This is a genomic window from Nocardia brasiliensis IFM 10847 (assembly GCF_000710915.1).
GTDB lineage: Bacteria > Actinomycetota > Actinomycetes > Mycobacteriales > Mycobacteriaceae > Nocardia > Nocardia brasiliensis_A.
This window is the reverse complement of sequence record NZ_BAUA01000024.1, coordinates 35,413-53,167: the sequence shown is the minus strand read 5'-3', so window position 1 is coordinate 53,167 and position 17,755 is coordinate 35,413. Positions and strand designations below refer to the sequence as shown.

Below are 17,755 nucleotides of genomic sequence, written 5' to 3'. Positions count from 1 at the left end.
GTCGGGCCGCAAATGCCGAGCACACTTCGACACCGCACGGCTGATACATCAGCATCGAATCCTGACTAGGAGCTAAGCGGATGGGCGAACCTCGACCGACGGCGCGCCGTTGGCGCTGAACCACTCGCGCAACTCTGGGCCGTCCAGCAGCTTCGACGTGTCGACGCCGACGTCGACAGGCCCGATGACCTGTCCGGATGCCCCGGCGACCCGGCAGCCCCCCATGCGCGCACGTGACAGTCTGGTCCGCTCGAAAACACCATCTCGAAGGTCTGCCTCGCGAAGGTCCGCCCCTGAGAATGTAACTCGCTGGAGCTGTGCGCCTCGAAGAACCGCGCCGCGAAAGTTCGACTGAGCGAAATCCGCTCGCTGTAGATTGGCGCCGGAAAGGTTGGCGTACTGCGCTTTACAACCGCGACCTTGGACCTTGCGCAGATCCGCACCGCTGAGGTCGGCGCCGTCCAGTCGAGTCTCGCCGAGCGAAGCGGTGTACAGGTCGGCGCCGATGAGCACCACCCGACTCATGTTCGCGCAGCCCAACTCCGCACCGAGCAGGTCCAGCCCCGACAGATCAGCACCCGTGAAATCCACTCCCCACCCGTTGAGAACCGTAGCCGCCGTCCGCTCAGCAGCGGGATCGGCTGGCAGCACCTGCAGATACTCGGCCAACGCTCGATGTGCCGCCGCATCCGAAGGCCACCTGGCGACACTGCTCGAACTAGGACCATCAGCCGTGGTCATCTCTACCAAAGCACCTTTCCTTGCCACTCGGGGTGACTCTCGACCAGTTGCTTCAGGCGTGCTATCCGGGCGGGCGTCATCCCGCTCTGGTCGATCATGACACCCTCACCGTCTGCGATCGAATCCTCGATCATTTCGGTGAATTCCTGATCGGTTTGCGGATTGGGTATCGGATTGCCCGCAACCTGGGCCGGTCTGTAATCCGGAATGACATCTGGTGAGCTTTTCACGTCCCACCGTTTGCCTGAGGCATCGATGAACTCGCCTTGGTCCTCGCCGTTGGCGCCCAACGGAGCTCGGGTGATCGGTCCTTCGACCGCGCCGGAGTTCTCCAAACCCAAACCCACCTCTGCCTCCCGTTTCGACTGGGGGCTCACCTTCCCGTTCTTCGCCGGGTCTTGCGCAAGTTCTTCGACGCGCTTCTGGTACTCGGTCGTTCCGGGCGTGTTGGAGGCGTTCGATGAACCGGGCTGCACCTCGTCTGCACCGTCGATTAGCACACGCATACCGATAATCGCGGTGAGTTTTGCACTCAGGTCCAGGAGTGCTTCACTGGGCACTTTGTCGAAATGAGTCAGAACGACGGCAGCCGTTGCGGTGGCAGCGGTCAGACCGACGATTCGATACAGCCTGCTGGCGGTATAGGCCGTGCGGATGGCGTTGACGGTGTTGGCGACGAGCCCGACAACGGCGCCGCCGCTGACTGCCAAACTGCCCCCAAAGCTGAAGGCGGCTGCGACGACTCCCAGCGCGACGGCGATTCCGGCACCGATGACGAGAGTATTGATCTCGGACTCGAACGTCTTGCGAGCATCCACGGTGCCGGTGTGGAATTCGGCCACCGGCGTTACCAAGTTCTGTGCGGCCAGAGCGACCTGGCCGGCGCTGTCTCGAAGTGTGGTCAGGTTCTCGAGGACCAGCTCGAGGTTCTTCTTGTCCGCGACACCATCGAACAAACCGATGACACTGGTGAGTTGCTCTGCCGAACCGGTGATCGTGGCGTGCTCGGCGAACGTGCGCCATGCGGTGGATGCCTTGCTCAACTTGTCGACGTCACCGTTGGGGAGTTTGCCGAACTCCTCCCCGATCTTGTCGACCAGCTTGTCGTAGAACTCCTTTATGCCGGCGCCGTCTTTATCGTGCACGCCGGGACCGTTGTCACCGACCGACGACGCGATGGTGACCTTGTACTCCGGTAGCGGAGCGACGACCGGACGCTGCGGCAACGGTTTGCTGTTGTTCGCGACTGCGTAGTTGTAGCCCATCGCGGAGAGGACGTAACCGTAATTGGTAAGCGCGTCGGCAAGATTGGTGCAGGTTTGCATCGTCTGCTGAGCTACCTGGTCGTATTTGGTGCCCCACTGTTTGCAGCCGTTGGCGTCCCCAGCCATGCCCGCACAGTCGTTCTTGACGGCATCGTGCAGCGGCTTGTCCGCAGCACGTAGATTGGTCGCGACCTCATGGCATTTCGCGGCGGCGTCGTAGTAAACCTGCCAATCCAACTTCAGGTCGTCGCCCACTGCCTCACCCCCGGACAACCATCCAGTAGTTCAGATCTATCGCATGGATGTAGGTGCGCGGCGCTCCCCCACCTTCGGCCATGCGTGGCAGCTTAACTACGCCCCGAGCAACTGTCGATCGGCGACTCTGTCGGTCTACGCCGCGCCTGCGGGGGTGAGGTTTTCGCCGCGGAGGCGTTGGGAGATGACCTGGGTGATGCCGTCGCCGCGCATGCTGACGCCGTAGAGGGCGTCGGCGATTTCCATGGTGGGTTTCTGGTGGGTGATGACGATGAGCTGGCTCTTTTCGCGGAGCTGCTCGAAGAGGCCGATGAGGCGGCGCAGATTGGTGTCGTCCAGGGCGGCCTCGACCTCGTCCATCACATAGAACGGTGAGGGGCGGGCACGGAAGATGGCGACCAGCAGGGCGACGGCGGTGAGGGACTTCTCGCCGCCGGACAGCAGCGAGAGCCGCTTCACCTTCTTGCCGGGCGGACGCGCCTCCACCTCGATACCGGTGGTGAGCATGTCGGACGGGTCGGTGAGCAGCAGCCTGCCCTCACCGCCTGGGAACAGTTTCGCGAACACACCGACGAATTCGCGTTCCACGTCCTCCCACGCCTCGGTGAACACCTGCAGGATGCGCGCGTCCACCTCGGCGACCACATCGAGCAGGTCCTTACGCGCGCTCTTCACATCCTCGAGCTGGGTCGCGAGGAAGTTGTAGCGCTCTTCGAGCGCGGCGAACTCCTCCAGCGCAAGGGGATTCACCTTGCCGAGGGTGGTGAGATCCTTTTCCGCGCGTTTGGCGCGCCGTTCCTGGGTCTGGCGGTCGTAGGGCATCGGCGCGGGCGCGGTGACCTGTTCGCCGCGTTCCTTGGCCTGCTCGTACTCCTGCCATTCCAGGTCGGTCGGCGGCAGCGGGACGTCGGGACCGTATTCGGCGATCAAATCGCTGAGCGCGATACCGAACTGTTCGGAGATCGTCGCCTCGAGCTGCTCGATGCGCAGGGCCGCTTGGGCTTTCGCGACCTCGTCGCGGTGCACCGCGTCGGTGAGCTGGGCGAGCTGGGTGGACAGCGCGCGCACCCGCTCCTTGACCTGCTCGACCTGAGCGGCGGCTTCGCCGCGGCGGCGGACCAGATCGTCGCGGCGGGCGCCCGCCTCCGCCACCACCTTTTCCAGTTCGGCGGCGACCTTGGCCCCGGATTCGGCGACCGCGGCGGCGACTTCGGCGGCTTTCTTGCGCGAGGCCTGGGCCCGTTCGGCCCTGGCCCGCGTCTCCCGTTCGGCGCGGGCGGCGCGGCGCAACGAATCCGCCTTGCCGCGTACCGATTCCGCGCGTTCCTCGGCGGTGCGCACCGCAAGGCGCGCCTCGACCTCCATCGACCTGGCCTCGGCCAGCGCGGCGGCGGCTTCTTCGCGTTCCCGGCCCGCGGTCTCGGTGCCCGCCGCGCTGCCGTCGGAGTCGATCTCGGTCTGTTCCAGTTCGGCGTTGCGCAGCCGGTCTTCGAGTTCGGCGAGCGAGGTGAGCGATTCTTCCCGGCTCGCTTCGGTTTCCGCGCGCTGGGCGAGCAGCCGGTCGTTGTCGGCCTGAGCGGTGCGGGCCGCGTGCCCGAGCCGGCCGAGCCGGTCATAGATGGCGACCAGGGACTGATCGGATTCGTGCAACGCAAGCAGCGCCTGATCGACGGCGTCCTTGCGGTCGGCCTGTTCGGCCAGCGCACCCGAGAGGGCGGCTTCCAGTTCCTCGGCCCGGCGTTGCGCCGCGACCAGATCGGCCTTGGCGGTGTCGATATCGGCCTGGATCTCCAGTTGGCTGGGCGCGCGATCGGAGCCGCCGAGCAGCCACCCCGTTCCGGTGAGGTCGCCGTCGCGGGTGACCACCCGCACGTCCGGGCGGGCGGCGATCACCGCACGGGCCGCGGCCAGATCATCGGCGACGGCGATACCGGCAGTGAGCGCCATGATCGCCGCGCGCACGCTGTCCGGGCACTCGACCACATCGGACAGCCAGCGGGCCGCGCCGGGCAGCGGTCCGGGATGCGGGCGGTGGCCGTCGTCTGCGCCGAATACCAGTGCGGCGCGGCCGCCGTCGGCTTCCTTCAGCGCGCGAATGGCGGCGTGCGCGGATTCCCCGGTGTCGGCGGCGACCGCGTCGGCGAGCGGGCCGAGCGCGGTGGCGACCGCGGCTTCGAAACCGCCGTGCACCCGCAGCAGCCCCGACAGCGGGCCGAGCAGCCCCTGGGATCGGTGCTCGACCAGCCAGGCGGCGCCGTCGCGGCGGGCCAGGTTCATGCCGAGCGCCTCGATCCGCGCCGAGAGCGACGCGACCCGCTTGCTCGCCTCGCGATCCTGTTCGCGCAGTTCGGTCACCCGCTGGTCGGCCAGGGCGAGCGCCTGCACCGCGTGCTCGTGCTGGGCGTCCAGACCGGCCTCGCCGGCGTCCAACTCGGTGAGTTCGGCCTGCACCGTGTCGAATTCGGCCTGCGCCGCCTCGCCGCGCTGCCGGGCGTCGGCGATCGCGGTGGTGAGCCGGGAGATCTCGGCGTCCACCGACTGCGCTCTGGTGCGCAACGTGTCGACCTTGCCCGCGAGCCGCGCCACGCCTTCGCGCCGGTCCGCGATCGCGCGCACGGCGGCGAGGTGCGCCTGCTCGGCGGCTTTGGCGGAGTGTTCGCGTTCGGCCAGTGCGTCCCGGGCCGCTTCGAGCGTCTCGGTCGCGATCTCGACGGCCTCGCGCAGTTCGGCTTCCTCGGCTTCCACCCGTTCGGCTTCGGCTTCCAACTGTTCCGGGTCGCGTCCCGTGCCGACCGGCGCTTCGGTGTCGAGATGGCGGGCCCGATCCTGCGCGATCCGGATGGTCGCGTTGACCCGCTCGGCCAGCGCCGACAACTGGAACCAGATCTGCGCGGCGGCTTCGGCGCTCGGCGTCAGCCGGGACAGCTGGAATTCCTGCTGGGCGAGCGCGGCGTTGGCGGCGTCGAGTTCGCTCTGCACGGTGATGTGCTGCTCGCGGGCGTAGGCTTCCTTGCTCTGCTGACTCTCCAACTCGCCGCGGCGGGTCACCAGATCGTCCGCGGCCAGACGCATCCGGGCGTCGCGCAGGTCGGCCTGCACGGTCTGCGCGCGACGCGCCACCTCGGCCTGCCGGCCGAGTGGTTTGAGCTGACGGCGCAACTCGGTGGTGAGGTCGGTGAGCCGGGCCAGGTTGGCCTGCATCGCCTCGAGCTTGCGGACCGCCTTCTCTTTCCGTTTGCGGTGCTTGAGCACGCCCGCGGCCTCTTCGATGAACGCGCGCCGGTCCTCCGGGCGCGATTCCAGAATCGCCGAGAGCTGCCCCTGTCCGACGATGACGTGCATCTCTCGGCCGATACCGGAGTCACTGAGCAGTTCCTGCACGTCCATCAGCCGGCAGGTGCTGCCGTTGATCTCGTATTCGCCCGCGCCGTCACGGAACATGCGCCGGGTGATGGACACCTCGGCGTAGTCGATCGGCAGCGCGCCGTCGGAGTTGTCGATGGTCAAGGTCACCTCGGCGCGCCCCAGCGGGGCCCGGCCCGCGGTGCCCGCGAAGATCACGTCCTGCATCTTGCCGCCGCGCAACGCCTTGGCGCCCTGCTCACCCATCACCCAGGTGAGCGCGTCGACCACGTTGGACTTGCCGGATCCGTTCGGACCGACCACACACGTGATGCCGGGTTCCAGGCGCAGCGTCGTCGCGGACGCGAAGGACTTGAAGCCCTTCAGCGTCAGGCTCTTCAGATGCAAGTCCGACGACCTTTCGTTATTCGTTGCCGGTGTGCACGCCGCCATGTTCGGCCTGCTCATCGATGCAGGCGACCAGTCATGGTATCCGTCGCGGACCGAGTGGCCCCGACGTGGGACAGGCCACGTCGCCGCAGGGCGGTTCGGCGGTACCCGTAGGTTATCGAGTCGGCCCACGATATCGCGTATTTCGATGCGCTCGGAGTTAGCCGAGTGTCGCGTTTCGGCGGCCGGTGCGCCCGGCCGGTGCGTTCGCGGCACGAGCCGTCGGTCTCGACGCGAGGTATCGACGATAGGTGACGAATACGGGGCTGTTGGTCGACCTCGACGCGACCTTTACACCAAAAGACGGACCGACTTGCCGGACGCTCTGCCGCGCGGCGACGACGCCGCATACGATCCAGTCGATCCGCCAGCGGGAATATTTGGAGCGCCACGCCGATGCCAGCTCGAACCGGGACCAGAACGGCGTTCCGGCTTGCCCGAATCGCGGCTCTGGTGCTCGGCAGCCTGCTGTTTCTCTATGCGTGCGAGTACAGCAAGAGCGCGGTGCTCGCCGATCGGTGGCTCGAGGTCGCGGGCGCGGGGCTGCTTTTGGCCGTCGGAATCGGGCTGGCGTGGTTCGAGGTCAAGCTGACGGATTTCCGCGAGTACGTCGACGACGAGGCGGACATTCCGGCTGAACCGGTCGCGGCACGAAGCCCGCATGCTTCGGTTCGCCGGGGCGCCAGCGGGATTCGCTCGGAGTATGCGGAGGACCGGGCGGAGCGGGCGGCAACTCGCATGGGGCACCGGGAAACTCGGCGCGACGATCGGGTGCCCACCGGTGCATCGGTCGCCGCCCGGATTCGCGCCGCGGGGCGCAAAGCGTCCGGCCTCGGGTCCGAGAGTTGGTGGAAACCGGGCAGATCCGGTGCCGATCGAGAGGAGGCGCGGGACGAGCGCAGCGAAACTCACGAGTTCCTGGTCGAATCCGAGGGATGGTCGATGCGCGCCAAGCTCGGGCGCTCCGGCGATCTTCTCTTCCACGGACACGACCGCGGTGGCACCTATCCCGCGTACGAGTGGATGTGGATCTTCCACCCCGACACCTTCCCCGCGATCCGCGACGCCCTCGGCGATCCCGAAGGCGATATCCTCGACCTGCTCGAAGATGTTGTGCCCCAGCTGGATCGGCACGGCCGACACGACCCCGGCGCCTGGTTGCGGGCCCACGACATCCCGGCGACCTACCGGGAAAAGGGCGTCAGCTCCACCCAGGACACCAGGGAGATTCCCCTGCTCGTCCCCGGCCTCCCCAGGCTCGTCCCGCCTGAACGACCGCACGACCCCGCCCCCCACTGGCCGCAACGCGGCCCCGAACCCCCACCCCGCAAGTCGCGCAACCGCACCGACGAGGTCGAGGCGCCATCGGAACCACCTACGCGGCGGTCCCGCAGGAGCGTCACGGAACCCGCCCGAGCAGCGCGGGAGGGGGAATCACCGGCGCGGACGCCGCGCGACCGAGGCTATGAACCTACGTCTGCCCAATCGGTATGGGAGAGTGAAGTTTCTGCGCGACGGTCGCACGACCATGCTGACGAACCGGTTTCGGCGCCATCGACGAGGGCGAGTGAACCATCCGCCTGGACAGCGCGGGATCGAAGCCAATCACCTCCGTCGACTCAATCGGCATGGGAGCCAGAAGCCTCGGCGCGACAGGCGCGCAACCGCGCCGAGCAATCGGCCGCCACAGCATCGGCCTGGAGTGCGCGGCGGTCACCTGACCACGCGGCGGAGTCGCTTCCGAGTCGCGCAGCGTGGGAAGCCGAACCGGCCGCGTGGGCGGCACGGGACGGAAGGTATGAACCCAGGTCGGCCAGATCAGCTTGGGAAGGCGAGGCATCGGCGCATCGGTCGCGTGGTCGCGGGGACGAGCCTGCGGCGGCTCGGTCGGTGTGGGAGGTAGAGCCGGAAAGCGTTGTGTACGAGGAGCCGCGGTGGCGGGCGCGTGGTCGGCCACAGGAGCCCGATCGGGATTGGGCTCGGCGGGACGCGCAGGATGTCGGTGCGCCGTACGAGGATCCGCGGGGGCACGTGCAGGCCGCCGGTGCTCGGCCTTCGTACGAGGAGCCGGACTATCAGCAAGACGCCGCAATTCGATACGAGGAACCGCGGCACGCCCCAAATCGTCCCGAAGTTCCACGGCGTGAACCACTTTCGACCCGGCGACCGCCGCCGGGCGCGGAAGCGCTGGGGCGGGGACCCGCGCCGGTGTGGAGCGAACGCCCCGGCAGGCAGCGCAACGAGGCCTCCGGGCCGTGGCCCGAGCAGGAGTCGGAGGAATACCGGGCGCCCTCCCGTCGACGCCGGTACGTCGCGCCACCGAATTCGACCGAAGCCCCGCGCCGCACCACCTCATACGGTGCGACACCCCCTCGGCCCTGAGCCCTATCACCCGCGGCCCTTTCACCCGCGCGGGACGCCGCGCGCACATACCGTCGCGCCTTGGGCAGGTCCTTCCCAGCGTCACCGCCGGGCGTTCCGTTGGCCGACAATCAGACGGCTGGCCGGGCAGATCCTGCGACTTCGTTCGACTAGTGGGTGCGGCGGGGGTATTTGCCGGATTCGAAACCGGTGAGCATGCGGAAGACGAGGACCGCGCCCCACGGCACGATCACCCAGATCGGCCAGGGGTAGGTGAATTCGCCGACGCTGAGCGAGATCGCGGCCCAGATGAACAGGACGAGCACGCTCACCCCGAGCCAGCTGGTGCCTTCGATCTTCTGCCAGATCGGAATGCGTGAGCCCGCTTGCCCGGCAGTCTCTTTCGCGAGTTCGGGCAGGTCCGACAGCACGAGTTGCAGGTCGTCGGTGGTCGTCGTCGCGTACACCTGGGCGGTGCGCTGGTCGTATTCGGCGAGGTCGATACGCCCGTCGTCGAGGTGCCTGGCGAGCAGCCGGACCACCTTGTCGCGTTCGGCGTTCGAGGCGCGCGTTCCGGTCGAGATGTCCATGAGCAGTCCTTGTCGGCGATTCCACCCTCCATAGTGGAATATGACTCGATCATGCTCCTTCCATAGTGGAATGTCAACCCGGGCCGGTCCGCCGCTGGTGTCCGAATCGCGGGCGCGGCAGTATGGACGAAAGATCGCGGCCGGACGGTCCGCGTCCACGAAAACTCCCAGGAGGCATAGGTGTCGGAAACCGTGCGCGGTGTCATCGCCCGTAGCAAAGGCGCACCGGTCGAGGTCGTGGACGTGGTGATTCCGGATCCCGGACCGCACGATGTGGTCGTGCGCGTCCAGGCCTGCGGCGTCTGCCACACCGACCTGCACTACCGCGAGGGCGGCATCAACGACGAGTTCCCGTTCCTGCTCGGACACGAGGCCGCGGGCATCGTGGAAACGGTCGGCGACGCGGTCACCCACGTGCAGCCCGGCGACTTCGTGGTTCTCAACTGGCGCGCCGTCTGCGGCGAATGCCGGGCCTGTCGCCGCGGCCGTCCCTGGTACTGCTTCGCCAGCAACAACGCCAGCAAGAAGATGACGCTCACCGACGGCACCGAGTTGAGCCCGGCCCTGGGCATCGGCGCGTTCGTCGACAAGACGCTCGTGCACGAAGGACAGTGCACGAAGGTCGATCCCGCCGCCGACCCGGCGGTGGCCGGACTGCTCGGCTGCGGCGTGATGGCGGGCATCGGCGCGGCGATGAACACCGGCAACGTCTCGCGCGGCGATACCGTCGCGGTGCTCGGCTGCGGCGGTGTCGGCGACGCGGCCATCGCGGGCGCCCGGCTGGCCGGCGCGAAGACGATCATCGCGGTCGATCGCGATCCGCGAAAGCTCACCTGGGCCAAGGACTTCGGCGCCACCCACACCATCGATGCGAGCAGCGAGGATGTGGTCGCGAAGATCCAGGAGTACACCGACGAGTTCGGTGCCGACGTCGTCATCGAGGCGGTGGGCCGGCCGGAAACCTGGAAGCAGGCGTTCTATGCGCGCGACCTGGCGGGCACCGTGGTGCTCGTCGGCGTCCCCACCCCCGACATGACCATCGAGATGCCCCTGATCGATCTGTTCTCCCGCGGCGGCGCGCTGAAATCCTCCTGGTACGGCGACTGCCTGCCCGAGCGCGATTTCCCGACCCTGATCGACCTGCACCTGCAGGGCCGGCTGCCGCTGGAACGCTTTGTCACCGAACGGATCTCCCTCGATCAGGTAGAAGAGGCGTTCACCGCGATGCATGCGGGCGACGTGCTGCGTTCGGTGGTGGTCCGATGATCGAGCGCGTCGTCACCTCCGGCACCTTCTCCCTCGACGGCGGCACCTGGGACGTCGACAACAACGTCTGGCTCATCGGCGACGACCGGGACGTGCTGGTCGTCGATGCCGCGCACGACGCGAACGCGATCGCCGCGGCCGTCGGTACCCGCAACGTCGTCGCCATCCTCTGCACCCACGGGCACAACGACCACGTCACTGTCGCACCGGAATTGAGCGCCCGCCTGGACGCGCCGATCCTGCTGCATCCCGGCGACGACCCGCTGTGGCGGATGACCCACCCCGACGTCGACTACCGTTCGCTGGCCGAGACCCCGCGAATCACGGTGGCGGACATCGACATCGACATCCTGCACACCCCCGGCCACTCCCCCGGCTCGGTCTCGCTGCACGTTCCGGCGGCGACCGCCCTCTTCACCGGCGACACCCTCTTCTCCGGCGGCCCCGGCGCCACCGGCCGCTCCTACTCCGACTTCGACACCATCATCGATTCCATCCGCGACCGCCTACTCACCCTCCCCGAAGAAACCACCGTGCACACCGGCCACGGCGACTCCACCACCATCGGCACCGAAAAGCCCGCCCTCGCCGACTGGATAGCCCGCGGCCACTGAATCCTCAGCCCACCCGCAGCTGCTCGTCGCCGAAATCGGCGACGAGCTTCAACACCCCGCCCAACGCGGATACGTAGCGGTCCAACACCTCTCGCGTGGCCACCTCACCCTTCTCGATCTGCGAGACGCGTGCCACGGACACGCGCATCTGCTCCGCCACTTGCTTCTGGCTGAGCCCTCGATGCTTGCGCAGCTCGGCCGGCCGCCAGCCGCGCGCCTAGTCCTGCAGATGTTCGACACCGGCCTCGAATTCCTCGGGTCCGCCGGCCGTCTCGACCGCACGTTCGAGATGGCCGGTGTCGCGCCAGCGTCGATGGGTGGGTCATCGGTGCAACTCCTCGCGTCGCTCGATCAAGTAAGCGTCGTACAGCTTTTCGGCGCGCGGTATCGCGTCCCGATACCACCGCTGCCATGCTCCCGCCTTGTCTCCGGCGACCGGCAGGATGGCCGACCGCCACGGATCGAAGACGAACAGTATTCGAATCTCACTACTCCCCGCGGACCCAGGTCGCCGCTCTTTCATGTTGGCGATCCGCGACCCAGCGATGCAGTCGACAAGCGGACGCCCCTGCGCGGGCCCCGCTCGCTCCAGCAGCAGAATCGCCTGGTTCACCAATCGGTGCGTTTGGCGATCTCTTTCCACAACAGCCGCGCCACCTATGGTGAAACCCATGGTCACTCCCGCTCTCCCCGGGTCTTCCGCACCGACTGCGGAGCCGAAAGCGCTGCGGGCCGCCCTCAGCCCCGAACTGCGGGCCGAGTTCGATCGCGAATGGGACCTGGTCCTAGAGCAGGCCAAGAAGTCGAACACCCTCGAAGAGATTCATGGACTGCTGAACAAATGGCAGCACACAGCGGTCATGGAGAAGCGTGAGCCCGGCTCCTACCAGCGAATGGTGGAGAAGGCAGTCCGAATCGAAGCCGACGGGGGTCGAACCACGGGCGTATCGCTAGAGGACGTCCGGTCCCTGATCACCCGCCGTTTGCAGGCAGCCTGAGCCGATCCGACACCGCAGTCGCCCGCAGGTAGGAAAACCGTTGGCTGGCGGGGTGGGGCCGTTGTTAATGTGCGGGGGTGACTTCTCCGGAGGCTTCCAGACGTTAGGCGCCTGTCGTGTGATCGGGTGCGTTGATCGGGACCTGGTTGTGCGGCGTTGAGTGCTGCCCATTTGTGGGTGAGATCTGCTCTGCCGCCTGAACTTTCAGTGGTGGGCGGCTCGGTGTCGAACGAGTCCGGGAGTCTTGTAGTGCCAATTCTGGTGTGGGTTATGGGTGTCGCTGTGTTCGCGCAGGGGACATCGGAGTTCATGTTGTCGGGCTTGCTGGAGCCTTTGTCGCAGGATGTCGGGGTGTCGCTCGGGGCGGCGGGGGCGCTGACGTCGCTGTTCGCAGTCGGGATGATCGTAGGTGCGCCGCTGATGGCGATGACGGCGGGACGGTGGCCGGCGCGTTCTGCGCTGACCGGGTTCTTGGCGTTGTTCCTCGGCGCTCATGCGGTCGGCGCGCTGACCGCGAATTTCTTTGTGCTGCTTGCTACTCGATTGGTAGCAGCGGTGGCTTACGCGGGATTTCTGTCCGTGGCGCTCGCGTCGCTGCCCGCCCTGGTCGGCGCGGCGCGGGTCGGCCGGGCGACGGCGATCATCCTGTCCGGGGTGACACTGGCGTGCATCGTCGGCGTCCCGGCGGGTGCGTTCCTCGGCCAGACGTGGGGGTGGCGGTCCGCCTTCTGGGCGGTGGTCGCCGCCAGTATTCCTGCGCTGGTGGCGCTTTGGGTGCTCGTACGCGTGCCGATCAGCCGAGTCACTACCACCGAAGGCGGGACGATCCGGCGGGAATGGCAAGCGACCGCCGAACGACCAGTACTGGTGGCACTGGTCGCGGGAGCACTGGTCAACGCCGCGACGTTCGCCTCGTTCACCTATCTGGCCGTGCTGACCACCGAGGTCGGCGGTGCCGGAAAAGCTTGGGTGCCGGTGATTTTGGCACTGTTCGGGATCGGCTCCTTCCTCGGTGTCAGCGTCGGTGGCCGCTACGCCGACCGTTACGCCGATCCCGTCGTCACGATCGGCTCCGCGGCGCTGATATTCGCTTGGGCAACAACCGCTTTGACGGCGAGGCACCTGGCCGTCCTGTTGATCATGACCACGGTCTGCGGCGCGGTGTCCTTCGCGGTCGGCTCCACCCTGATCGGCCGCATCGTCAGCGCCGCGACGCCGACGGCTCCCCGGATGAGCGGCGCTTTCGCCACCGCCGCCCTCAACATCGGCGCGGCCGCCGGACCCGCGGTCGCGGGCATCGCGATCACCTGGACCGGCACACCGAGCGCCGCGGTCTGGACCAGCGCGGTGATCTCCTGCGCCGCAACGGCGGTCGCACTGATCGGCACCCACCCGCGACGCAGGGTCAGTGCGCCGAATCCGCGTTCCGCCACACCGCCGCGGTCGCGCCGAACAGGGCGGTGAGCAGGATCAGCGCCAAGAAGATCTGCCCGTGCATGCCGAGCACGAAAACTGTTCGCCCGGCGAACTCGGGGTCATAGGCAGCGGTATCGGGAAACAGCAGCGCCCCGGCCATTCCGAGCCACGGAATGGCCACCACCACTGCGGCACACCGTGTCCCGCGGCGCGCATCCGGACCTGGCCGTAGGGCGAATCACCTCGAGCCGGTCTACGAAGAATGCCTGCGCGACCTCAGCCGCGTCCTCGGCCTGGCGCCTGCCGACCGGCCGACCGCGTAAAGAGCGCGCGGCCGGATCAGAGGATGGCGAAGGCGACGACCAGGCCGAGCGCGAAGTGGGCGGCGGCCACGACGAGGACCTCGGTGGTGTAGGTCTCGGAGTGCAGGGCGGCGCCGATGTCGATGCCCAGCGCCTTCTCGATCACTCGCACCGAAATGACCTGCGCGACAATGCCGACGAGGCCGAACACCAACGCGGCGATGAGCCCCTCGGACAGCTTGCCGCCGCTGCCGACGGCCAGGATGGCGAGCACCACGATGAACGCCATGCTGATCATGCCCGCGGCGGTGACGATGATCGCGTTGGGCTTGCCCTCGACGACCAGCGCGCGCAGCTTGCCCGGCGTGGTCAGGTCGATGGCGTAGAAGCCGACGAGCATCAGCACCAGACCGATGAGGGCGTAGAGGATGATCGCTCCGACACCCTCGCCGAGCGAGCTCCAGTACCCCGATTCGAGGGCGACTGCGGTCATCATGATCCTTCCGAGGTGTATTGACTACCAGGTGAATTGGCTACGAGTTGACGATGCGGTGCGGGACGAAGGCGGAGCCGTCGTCGGTGATCAAGCCGGCGGTCTCCCGGATGCCGAGGCCCGCCGCGGTGTCGCCGACGATCCAGGCGCCGAGCACGGGGCGCATGTCGTCGAATTCCGGTAGCGGATCGAGTAGTTGGTAGACGTAACCTTCTTCGCCGTAGACACCGCCGGTGGCGGTCTCCAGCCCGGCGCCGACGATGGTCATGTTGGCGCCCTCGCGGCCGAGCTTCGGCTTGCGGATGTACTCGGTGAGCTCGTTGGGCTGATCGAGGTAGGCGGGCAACAGGTTCGGGTGACCCGGGTACATCTCCCACAGCACCGCGAGGATCGCCTTGTTGCTCAGCAACGTCTTCCAGAGCGGCTCGATCCACATCGTCTGCGGCAGGCTCGCGACCACACGCTTGCCGAAATCGTCGTCGAGCGCCCACTCCCACGGGTACAGCTTGAAGATCGCTTCGATCGGCGCCTCGGCCAGATCGACGAAACGTTCCAGCTCCGTGTCGAATCCGACCTCTTCGATGGGCAGCGCGATGGTGTCGAACCCGGCCTCGGCCGCCGTCTCCTGCATGTAGGCGGTGGTGACGTTGTCCTCGCCGGTGGCGTCGGCGCCCGACCAGCTGAAGTGCAGCTGCGCGGTCGGCAGCGTATCCCGCAGCTCGGTCCAGCGTTCGACGAGCTTCTCGTGCAACGAATTCCACTGATCGCCGTCGGGGTACAGCGCGGTCAGCCAGTGCCACTGCACGATCGCCGCCTCCAGTAGCGAGGTCGGCGTATCCGCGTTGTATTCGAGCAGTTTCGCGGGGCGGCGCGCGTCGTAGCGCAGATCGAAGCGGCCGTACACGTGCGGGTCACTGCGCCGCCAGGATTCGGCGATCGGTCCCCAGGTCCATTCGGGCAGGCCGAAATCCTTGAACCGTTCGGTGAGCACGATGTGCTCCACCGCGTTCAGGCACATCGAGTGCAGCAGTTCGACATCGGCTTCCAGCGCGAGGATCTCCGGCATCTCGAACTCGTAGTGCACCGATTCGTCCCAGTACGGCCGCGGCTGACCGCTGGCGTCGCGGCCCGGCGAACCGTAGACCAGCCCTTGGCTTTCGGTGATCTGCTGCCACCCCGCGCGGGGTGTACTGCGCACGCGCCGCATCAGGACCCGCTGCCTGTGCTCTTGCTGCCGAGCCCGCCGCGCTGCACGGTGGTGCCGCTCTTGGTCTTTATCTCGGCGCTCTTGGGTTTCACCGTGGTGCCGCCGGTCGGCGGCTTGCCGATCGTCGGGGTGCCGCCGTAGTAGTACCGGTATTGCGGACCGCCGCCGAGGATGATCAGGCCGGGGCTGACGTGCGGTCCGCCGTCGCCGACGAAGCCGGGACGCCCCTCGCCGCAGTAGCTGTCCTCGACCACGATTTCCTGGCCGTTCTCGGTCTTCACACAGGACGCGGTGACTTTGTCCGGGGCGGTGATCGCCCGGTAGGCGAGGTAGCCGCCGCCGACCAGCGCGGCGACGCCGACGATCGCGGCGCCGCCGATCATCACCCGTTTGCGGCCGCGCTTCTTGGCTTCTTCCGCGGCGGCCGCGGCGCGCTGCGCCGCTTCGGCCCGCTTGCGCGCCTTGTCCCTGGCGCGCGCCTCGGCGACGGTCGGCGGTCGCGGCTGCGTGATGCCCGGCTCCTGCCGTTGCACACTGCCTTGGCGCGGCGGTTGCGGCGGCTCGGCGCCGGGCTCCGGCGCCGAACCGACTTGCCCGGGGATCGCGCCCGCGGGTGGCTCGGCGCTCCACTGCTGCCCGGCACTCGACGGCTCGGGCTGCGTCGGCGGCTCGGAGTGCCACGACTGGCCGGCATTCGACGGCGGCTGCACAGGATTGGACGGTGGCTGCGGGGTGCCCTCGTTCGGCCCGGACGCGGAACGGTCTTCACCCGGATTCTGTGTGCTCACTGTCGAGTCCCCGTCCTAGCCCGAGCCACCACTAACGCTCCTCGAATCCGGTCAAATCACCCCGCGCGGGCTCCCAGCTTTCCACAACCAACGTCACCCGACCAGGAGTATCGCCGGACCGTAACAGTTCGAGCAACTGCGCGCAGTCCGCGCGCGGGCCCTCCGCCACCACGTGCACCCGGCCGTCGCGCGCGTTGGTCGCGTGCCCGCGCAGGCCGAGTTCCAACGCCCGCGACCGCGTCCACCAGCGAAATCCCACGCCCTGGACGCGGCCGTGCACCCACGCGCTCAGCCGGACGGATTCGAGCGCCTCCGCCATCAGGCCTCGATGTCGAAGGACAGGGTCACCTTCGTCCCGGCCTGCAGGGTGCGGCCCACCGTGCAGGCCTTGTCGATGGCGCGCTGCACCGTCACCAGCAACCGCTCGCGCGCCTGCTCGTCCAGTTCACTGAGATCGAGTTCGAAGGACTCGTCCAGCTGCGGATACACCTCGTTCTCCCGGTCCGCGTCGCCCGAGACGCGAATGGTCGCGTCGAAGGAATCGCCGAGCTTGCGCGCCAGAGAGAAGTCGGCGCTGAGCCCGGAGCAGCCGGCCAGCGCGATCTTCAGCAACTCACCGGGGGTGAAGGCGCCGGGCACGCCCTGCGAGGCGATCAGCACTTCGGCGCCGCGCGAGCTGCGGCCGGTGTACGCCCGCGTCCCCGTGCGCTCGACCCAGAGTTCGGTCGGTTGTGCTGCGGTGCTCGCGGAGGTAGCGGTTGGTTCAGCCATGGGTCCGATCCTGCCATTCTTTGTCGGAATCAACTCACGCCTGGCAACGCCGACTGGTCGGTCGCCCATTCCGCGCCGTGCGCAAGCTCTCCGCCGCACCCGAATTCGCGCGTCGAACCGCCGGCGAAATCCTTACGCGGCGGATCAGCAGGTGCGCGCAACCGTCACTCTTGGAAGCGGTAGCCCATGCCCGCTTCGGTGAGCAGGTGTTTGGGATGCGAGGGGTCGTCCTCGAGCTTGCGCCGCAGCTGGGCCAGATACACCCGCAGGTAGTGGGTCTCCGTCGCGTACGACGGACCCCACACTTCGCGCAGCAGCTCTTTGCGCCCGACCAGCTTGCCGCGGTTGCGGACCAGCATCTCGAGCATGCCCCACTCGGTCGGGGTCAGATGCACCGTCTCGTCGTTCTTGGTGACCTTCTTGGCCGCGAGGTCGACGGTGAACGACGAGGTCACCACCACCGGATCGGACGCGTCGGTATCGGTGGCGCCGCGCCGGACCGCGGCGCGCAGCCGGGCGAGCAGCTCGTCCATCCCGAACGGCTTGGTGACGTAGTCGTCGGCGCCCGCGTCGAGCGCCTCGACCTTGTCCGCCGAGTCGGTGCGCGCCGAGAGCACGATCACCGGCGCCGAGGTCCAGCCGCGCAACCCGGCGAGCACCTCGATGCCGTCGATATCGGGCAGCCCGAGATCGAGGATCACCACATCGGGATGTTTGTCGGCGGCCGCGCGCAACGCCGCGCCGCCGGTGCCGGCGGTGATCACCTCGTAGCCGCGGACCGACAGGTTGATCCGCAACGCACGCACGATCTGCGGTTCGTCGTCGACCACCAGCACCTTGACCGCCGGGGCGTCCTGCTTCTTCTCGGTCATCGCGACTTCCTGTGTGGTCGTGGA

17 protein-coding genes and 1 pseudogene are annotated in these 17,755 nt (G+C 67.8%); 4 read left to right on the top strand and 14 right to left on the bottom strand.

What is annotated here, in order from left to right; genetic code table 11:
* Window positions 1-72: 72 nt before the first annotated feature.
* The 5 genes from NBRGI_RS44955 to NBRGI_RS04845 form a co-directional block, all read right to left on the bottom strand.
* On the bottom strand, window positions 73-741 hold the full coding sequence (locus NBRGI_RS44955; protein WP_081877930.1) for a pentapeptide repeat-containing protein: 669 nt from the start codon (window positions 739-741) through the stop codon (window positions 73-75).
* Between the two features lie 2 nt (window positions 742-743).
* Window positions 744-2,261, bottom strand: a complete 1,518-nt coding sequence (locus tag NBRGI_RS04860; RefSeq protein WP_051727504.1) for a hypothetical protein — start codon at window positions 2,259-2,261, stop codon at window positions 744-746.
* Window positions 2,262-2,396: 135 nt separating this feature from the next.
* Entirely contained in the window at window positions 2,397-6,011 is a 3,615-nt protein-coding gene (smc, locus tag NBRGI_RS04855; RefSeq protein WP_029893039.1) for a chromosome segregation protein SMC, read from the bottom strand.
* A gap of 333 nt (window positions 6,012-6,344) precedes the next feature.
* Window positions 6,345-7,187, bottom strand: coding sequence for a hypothetical protein (locus NBRGI_RS04850; protein ID WP_029893038.1), 843 nt, complete (start codon window positions 7,185-7,187; stop codon window positions 6,345-6,347).
* Window positions 7,188-8,584: 1,397 nt separating this feature from the next.
* Window positions 8,585-9,004, bottom strand: coding sequence for a DUF1707 SHOCT-like domain-containing protein (locus NBRGI_RS04845; RefSeq protein WP_029893037.1), 420 nt, complete (start codon window positions 9,002-9,004; stop codon window positions 8,585-8,587).
* Window positions 9,005-9,184: 180 nt separating this feature from the next.
* Between NBRGI_RS04845 and NBRGI_RS04840 the strand changes: the two genes are divergently transcribed.
* Complete coding sequence (locus NBRGI_RS04840; protein ID WP_029893036.1) at window positions 9,185-10,270, top strand: S-(hydroxymethyl)mycothiol dehydrogenase; 1,086 nt, start codon at window positions 9,185-9,187, stop codon at window positions 10,268-10,270.
* Window positions 10,267-10,884: an MBL fold metallo-hydrolase gene (locus tag NBRGI_RS04835; RefSeq protein ID WP_029893035.1), complete on the top strand. Its 618-nt coding sequence runs from the start codon at window positions 10,267-10,269 to the stop codon at window positions 10,882-10,884. The genes NBRGI_RS04840 and NBRGI_RS04835 overlap by 4 nt, the downstream gene beginning before the upstream one ends.
* Window positions 10,885-10,888: 4 nt before the next feature.
* Here NBRGI_RS04835 and NBRGI_RS48625 read toward each other — a convergent pair.
* Together NBRGI_RS48625 and NBRGI_RS04825 are read right to left on the bottom strand one after the other, a co-directional pair.
* A pseudogene (locus NBRGI_RS48625) lies at window positions 10,889-11,083 on the bottom strand (helix-turn-helix domain-containing protein); the annotation flags it as partial.
* 123 nt (window positions 11,084-11,206) lie between these two features.
* Window positions 11,207-11,557 (bottom strand): type II toxin-antitoxin system RelE/ParE family toxin, encoded by a 351-nt coding sequence (locus tag NBRGI_RS04825; RefSeq protein ID WP_029893034.1) that lies wholly within the window; start codon window positions 11,555-11,557, stop codon window positions 11,207-11,209.
* Here NBRGI_RS04825 and NBRGI_RS04820 point away from each other — a divergent pair.
* Entirely contained in the window at window positions 11,556-11,882 is a 327-nt protein-coding gene (locus NBRGI_RS04820) for a DUF6247 family protein (protein WP_029893033.1), read from the top strand. The two genes, NBRGI_RS04825 and NBRGI_RS04820, sit on opposite strands and share 2 nt — an antisense overlap.
* 207 nt (window positions 11,883-12,089) lie before the next feature.
* Window positions 12,090-13,346 (top strand): Cmx/CmrA family chloramphenicol efflux MFS transporter, encoded by a 1,257-nt coding sequence (locus NBRGI_RS04815; RefSeq protein ID WP_370627689.1) that lies wholly within the window; start codon window positions 12,090-12,092, stop codon window positions 13,344-13,346.
* Here the strand turns inward: NBRGI_RS04815 and NBRGI_RS04810 are convergent.
* The 7 genes from NBRGI_RS04810 to NBRGI_RS04780 all read right to left on the bottom strand — a co-directional run bounded on the left by NBRGI_RS04810 (window position 13,288) and on the right by NBRGI_RS04780 (window position 17,731).
* Window positions 13,288-13,485 carry a hypothetical protein gene (locus NBRGI_RS04810; RefSeq protein WP_200882122.1) on the bottom strand — a complete coding sequence of 66 codons (198 nt, stop codon included), beginning with the start codon at window positions 13,483-13,485 and terminating at the stop codon, window positions 13,288-13,290. The genes NBRGI_RS04815 and NBRGI_RS04810 overlap by 59 nt on opposite strands.
* Before the next feature lie 152 nt (window positions 13,486-13,637).
* Window positions 13,638-14,093, bottom strand: coding sequence for a DUF350 domain-containing protein (locus NBRGI_RS04805; RefSeq protein ID WP_014987075.1), 456 nt, complete (start codon window positions 14,091-14,093; stop codon window positions 13,638-13,640).
* 40 nt (window positions 14,094-14,133) lie between these two features.
* Complete coding sequence (locus tag NBRGI_RS04800; protein WP_029893030.1) at window positions 14,134-15,300, bottom strand: glutathionylspermidine synthase family protein; 1,167 nt, start codon at window positions 15,298-15,300, stop codon at window positions 14,134-14,136.
* A complete protein-coding gene (locus tag NBRGI_RS43405; RefSeq protein WP_029893029.1) occupies window positions 15,300-16,088 on the bottom strand; it encodes a hypothetical protein in 789 nt (262 codons plus the stop codon). The genes NBRGI_RS04800 and NBRGI_RS43405 overlap by 1 nt, the downstream gene beginning before the upstream one ends.
* 31 nt (window positions 16,089-16,119) lie before the next feature.
* A complete protein-coding gene (locus NBRGI_RS04790; protein ID WP_029893028.1) occupies window positions 16,120-16,407 on the bottom strand; it encodes an acylphosphatase in 288 nt (95 codons plus the stop codon).
* Window positions 16,407-16,859, bottom strand: coding sequence for an OsmC family protein (locus tag NBRGI_RS04785; protein WP_014987079.1), 453 nt, complete (start codon window positions 16,857-16,859; stop codon window positions 16,407-16,409). Before NBRGI_RS04785 ends, NBRGI_RS04790 begins: the two co-directional genes overlap by 1 nt.
* A 164-nt stretch (window positions 16,860-17,023) precedes the next feature.
* A complete protein-coding gene (locus tag NBRGI_RS04780) occupies window positions 17,024-17,731 on the bottom strand; it encodes a response regulator (RefSeq protein ID WP_029893027.1) in 708 nt (235 codons plus the stop codon).
* Between the last annotated feature and the right edge of the window lie 24 nt (window positions 17,732-17,755).

Excerpts from the sequence above, each read along its gene's own strand:
- NBRGI_RS44955 (WP_081877930.1), bottom strand. The coding sequence starts at position 741 with ATGACCACGGCTGATGGTCCTAGTTCGAGCAGTGTCGCCAGGTGGCCT.
- NBRGI_RS04845 (WP_029893037.1), bottom strand. The coding sequence starts at position 9,004 with ATGGACATCTCGACCGGAACGCGCGCCTCGAACGCCGAACGCGACAAG.
- NBRGI_RS04835 (WP_029893035.1), top strand. The coding sequence starts at position 10,267 with ATGATCGAGCGCGTCGTCACCTCCGGCACCTTCTCCCTCGACGGCGGC.
- NBRGI_RS04820 (WP_029893033.1), top strand. The coding sequence starts at position 11,556 with ATGGTCACTCCCGCTCTCCCCGGGTCTTCCGCACCGACTGCGGAGCCG.
- NBRGI_RS04825 (WP_029893034.1), bottom strand. The coding sequence starts at position 11,557 with ATGGGTTTCACCATAGGTGGCGCGGCTGTTGTGGAAAGAGATCGCCAA.
- NBRGI_RS04805 (WP_014987075.1), bottom strand. The coding sequence starts at position 14,093 with ATGACCGCAGTCGCCCTCGAATCGGGGTACTGGAGCTCGCTCGGCGAG.
- NBRGI_RS04800 (WP_029893030.1), bottom strand. The coding sequence starts at position 15,300 with ATGCGGCGCGTGCGCAGTACACCCCGCGCGGGGTGGCAGCAGATCACC.
- NBRGI_RS04790 (WP_029893028.1), bottom strand. The coding sequence starts at position 16,407 with ATGGCGGAGGCGCTCGAATCCGTCCGGCTGAGCGCGTGGGTGCACGGC.
- NBRGI_RS04785 (WP_014987079.1), bottom strand. The coding sequence starts at position 16,859 with ATGGCTGAACCAACCGCTACCTCCGCGAGCACCGCAGCACAACCGACC.
- NBRGI_RS04780 (WP_029893027.1), bottom strand. The coding sequence starts at position 17,731 with ATGACCGAGAAGAAGCAGGACGCCCCGGCGGTCAAGGTGCTGGTGGTC.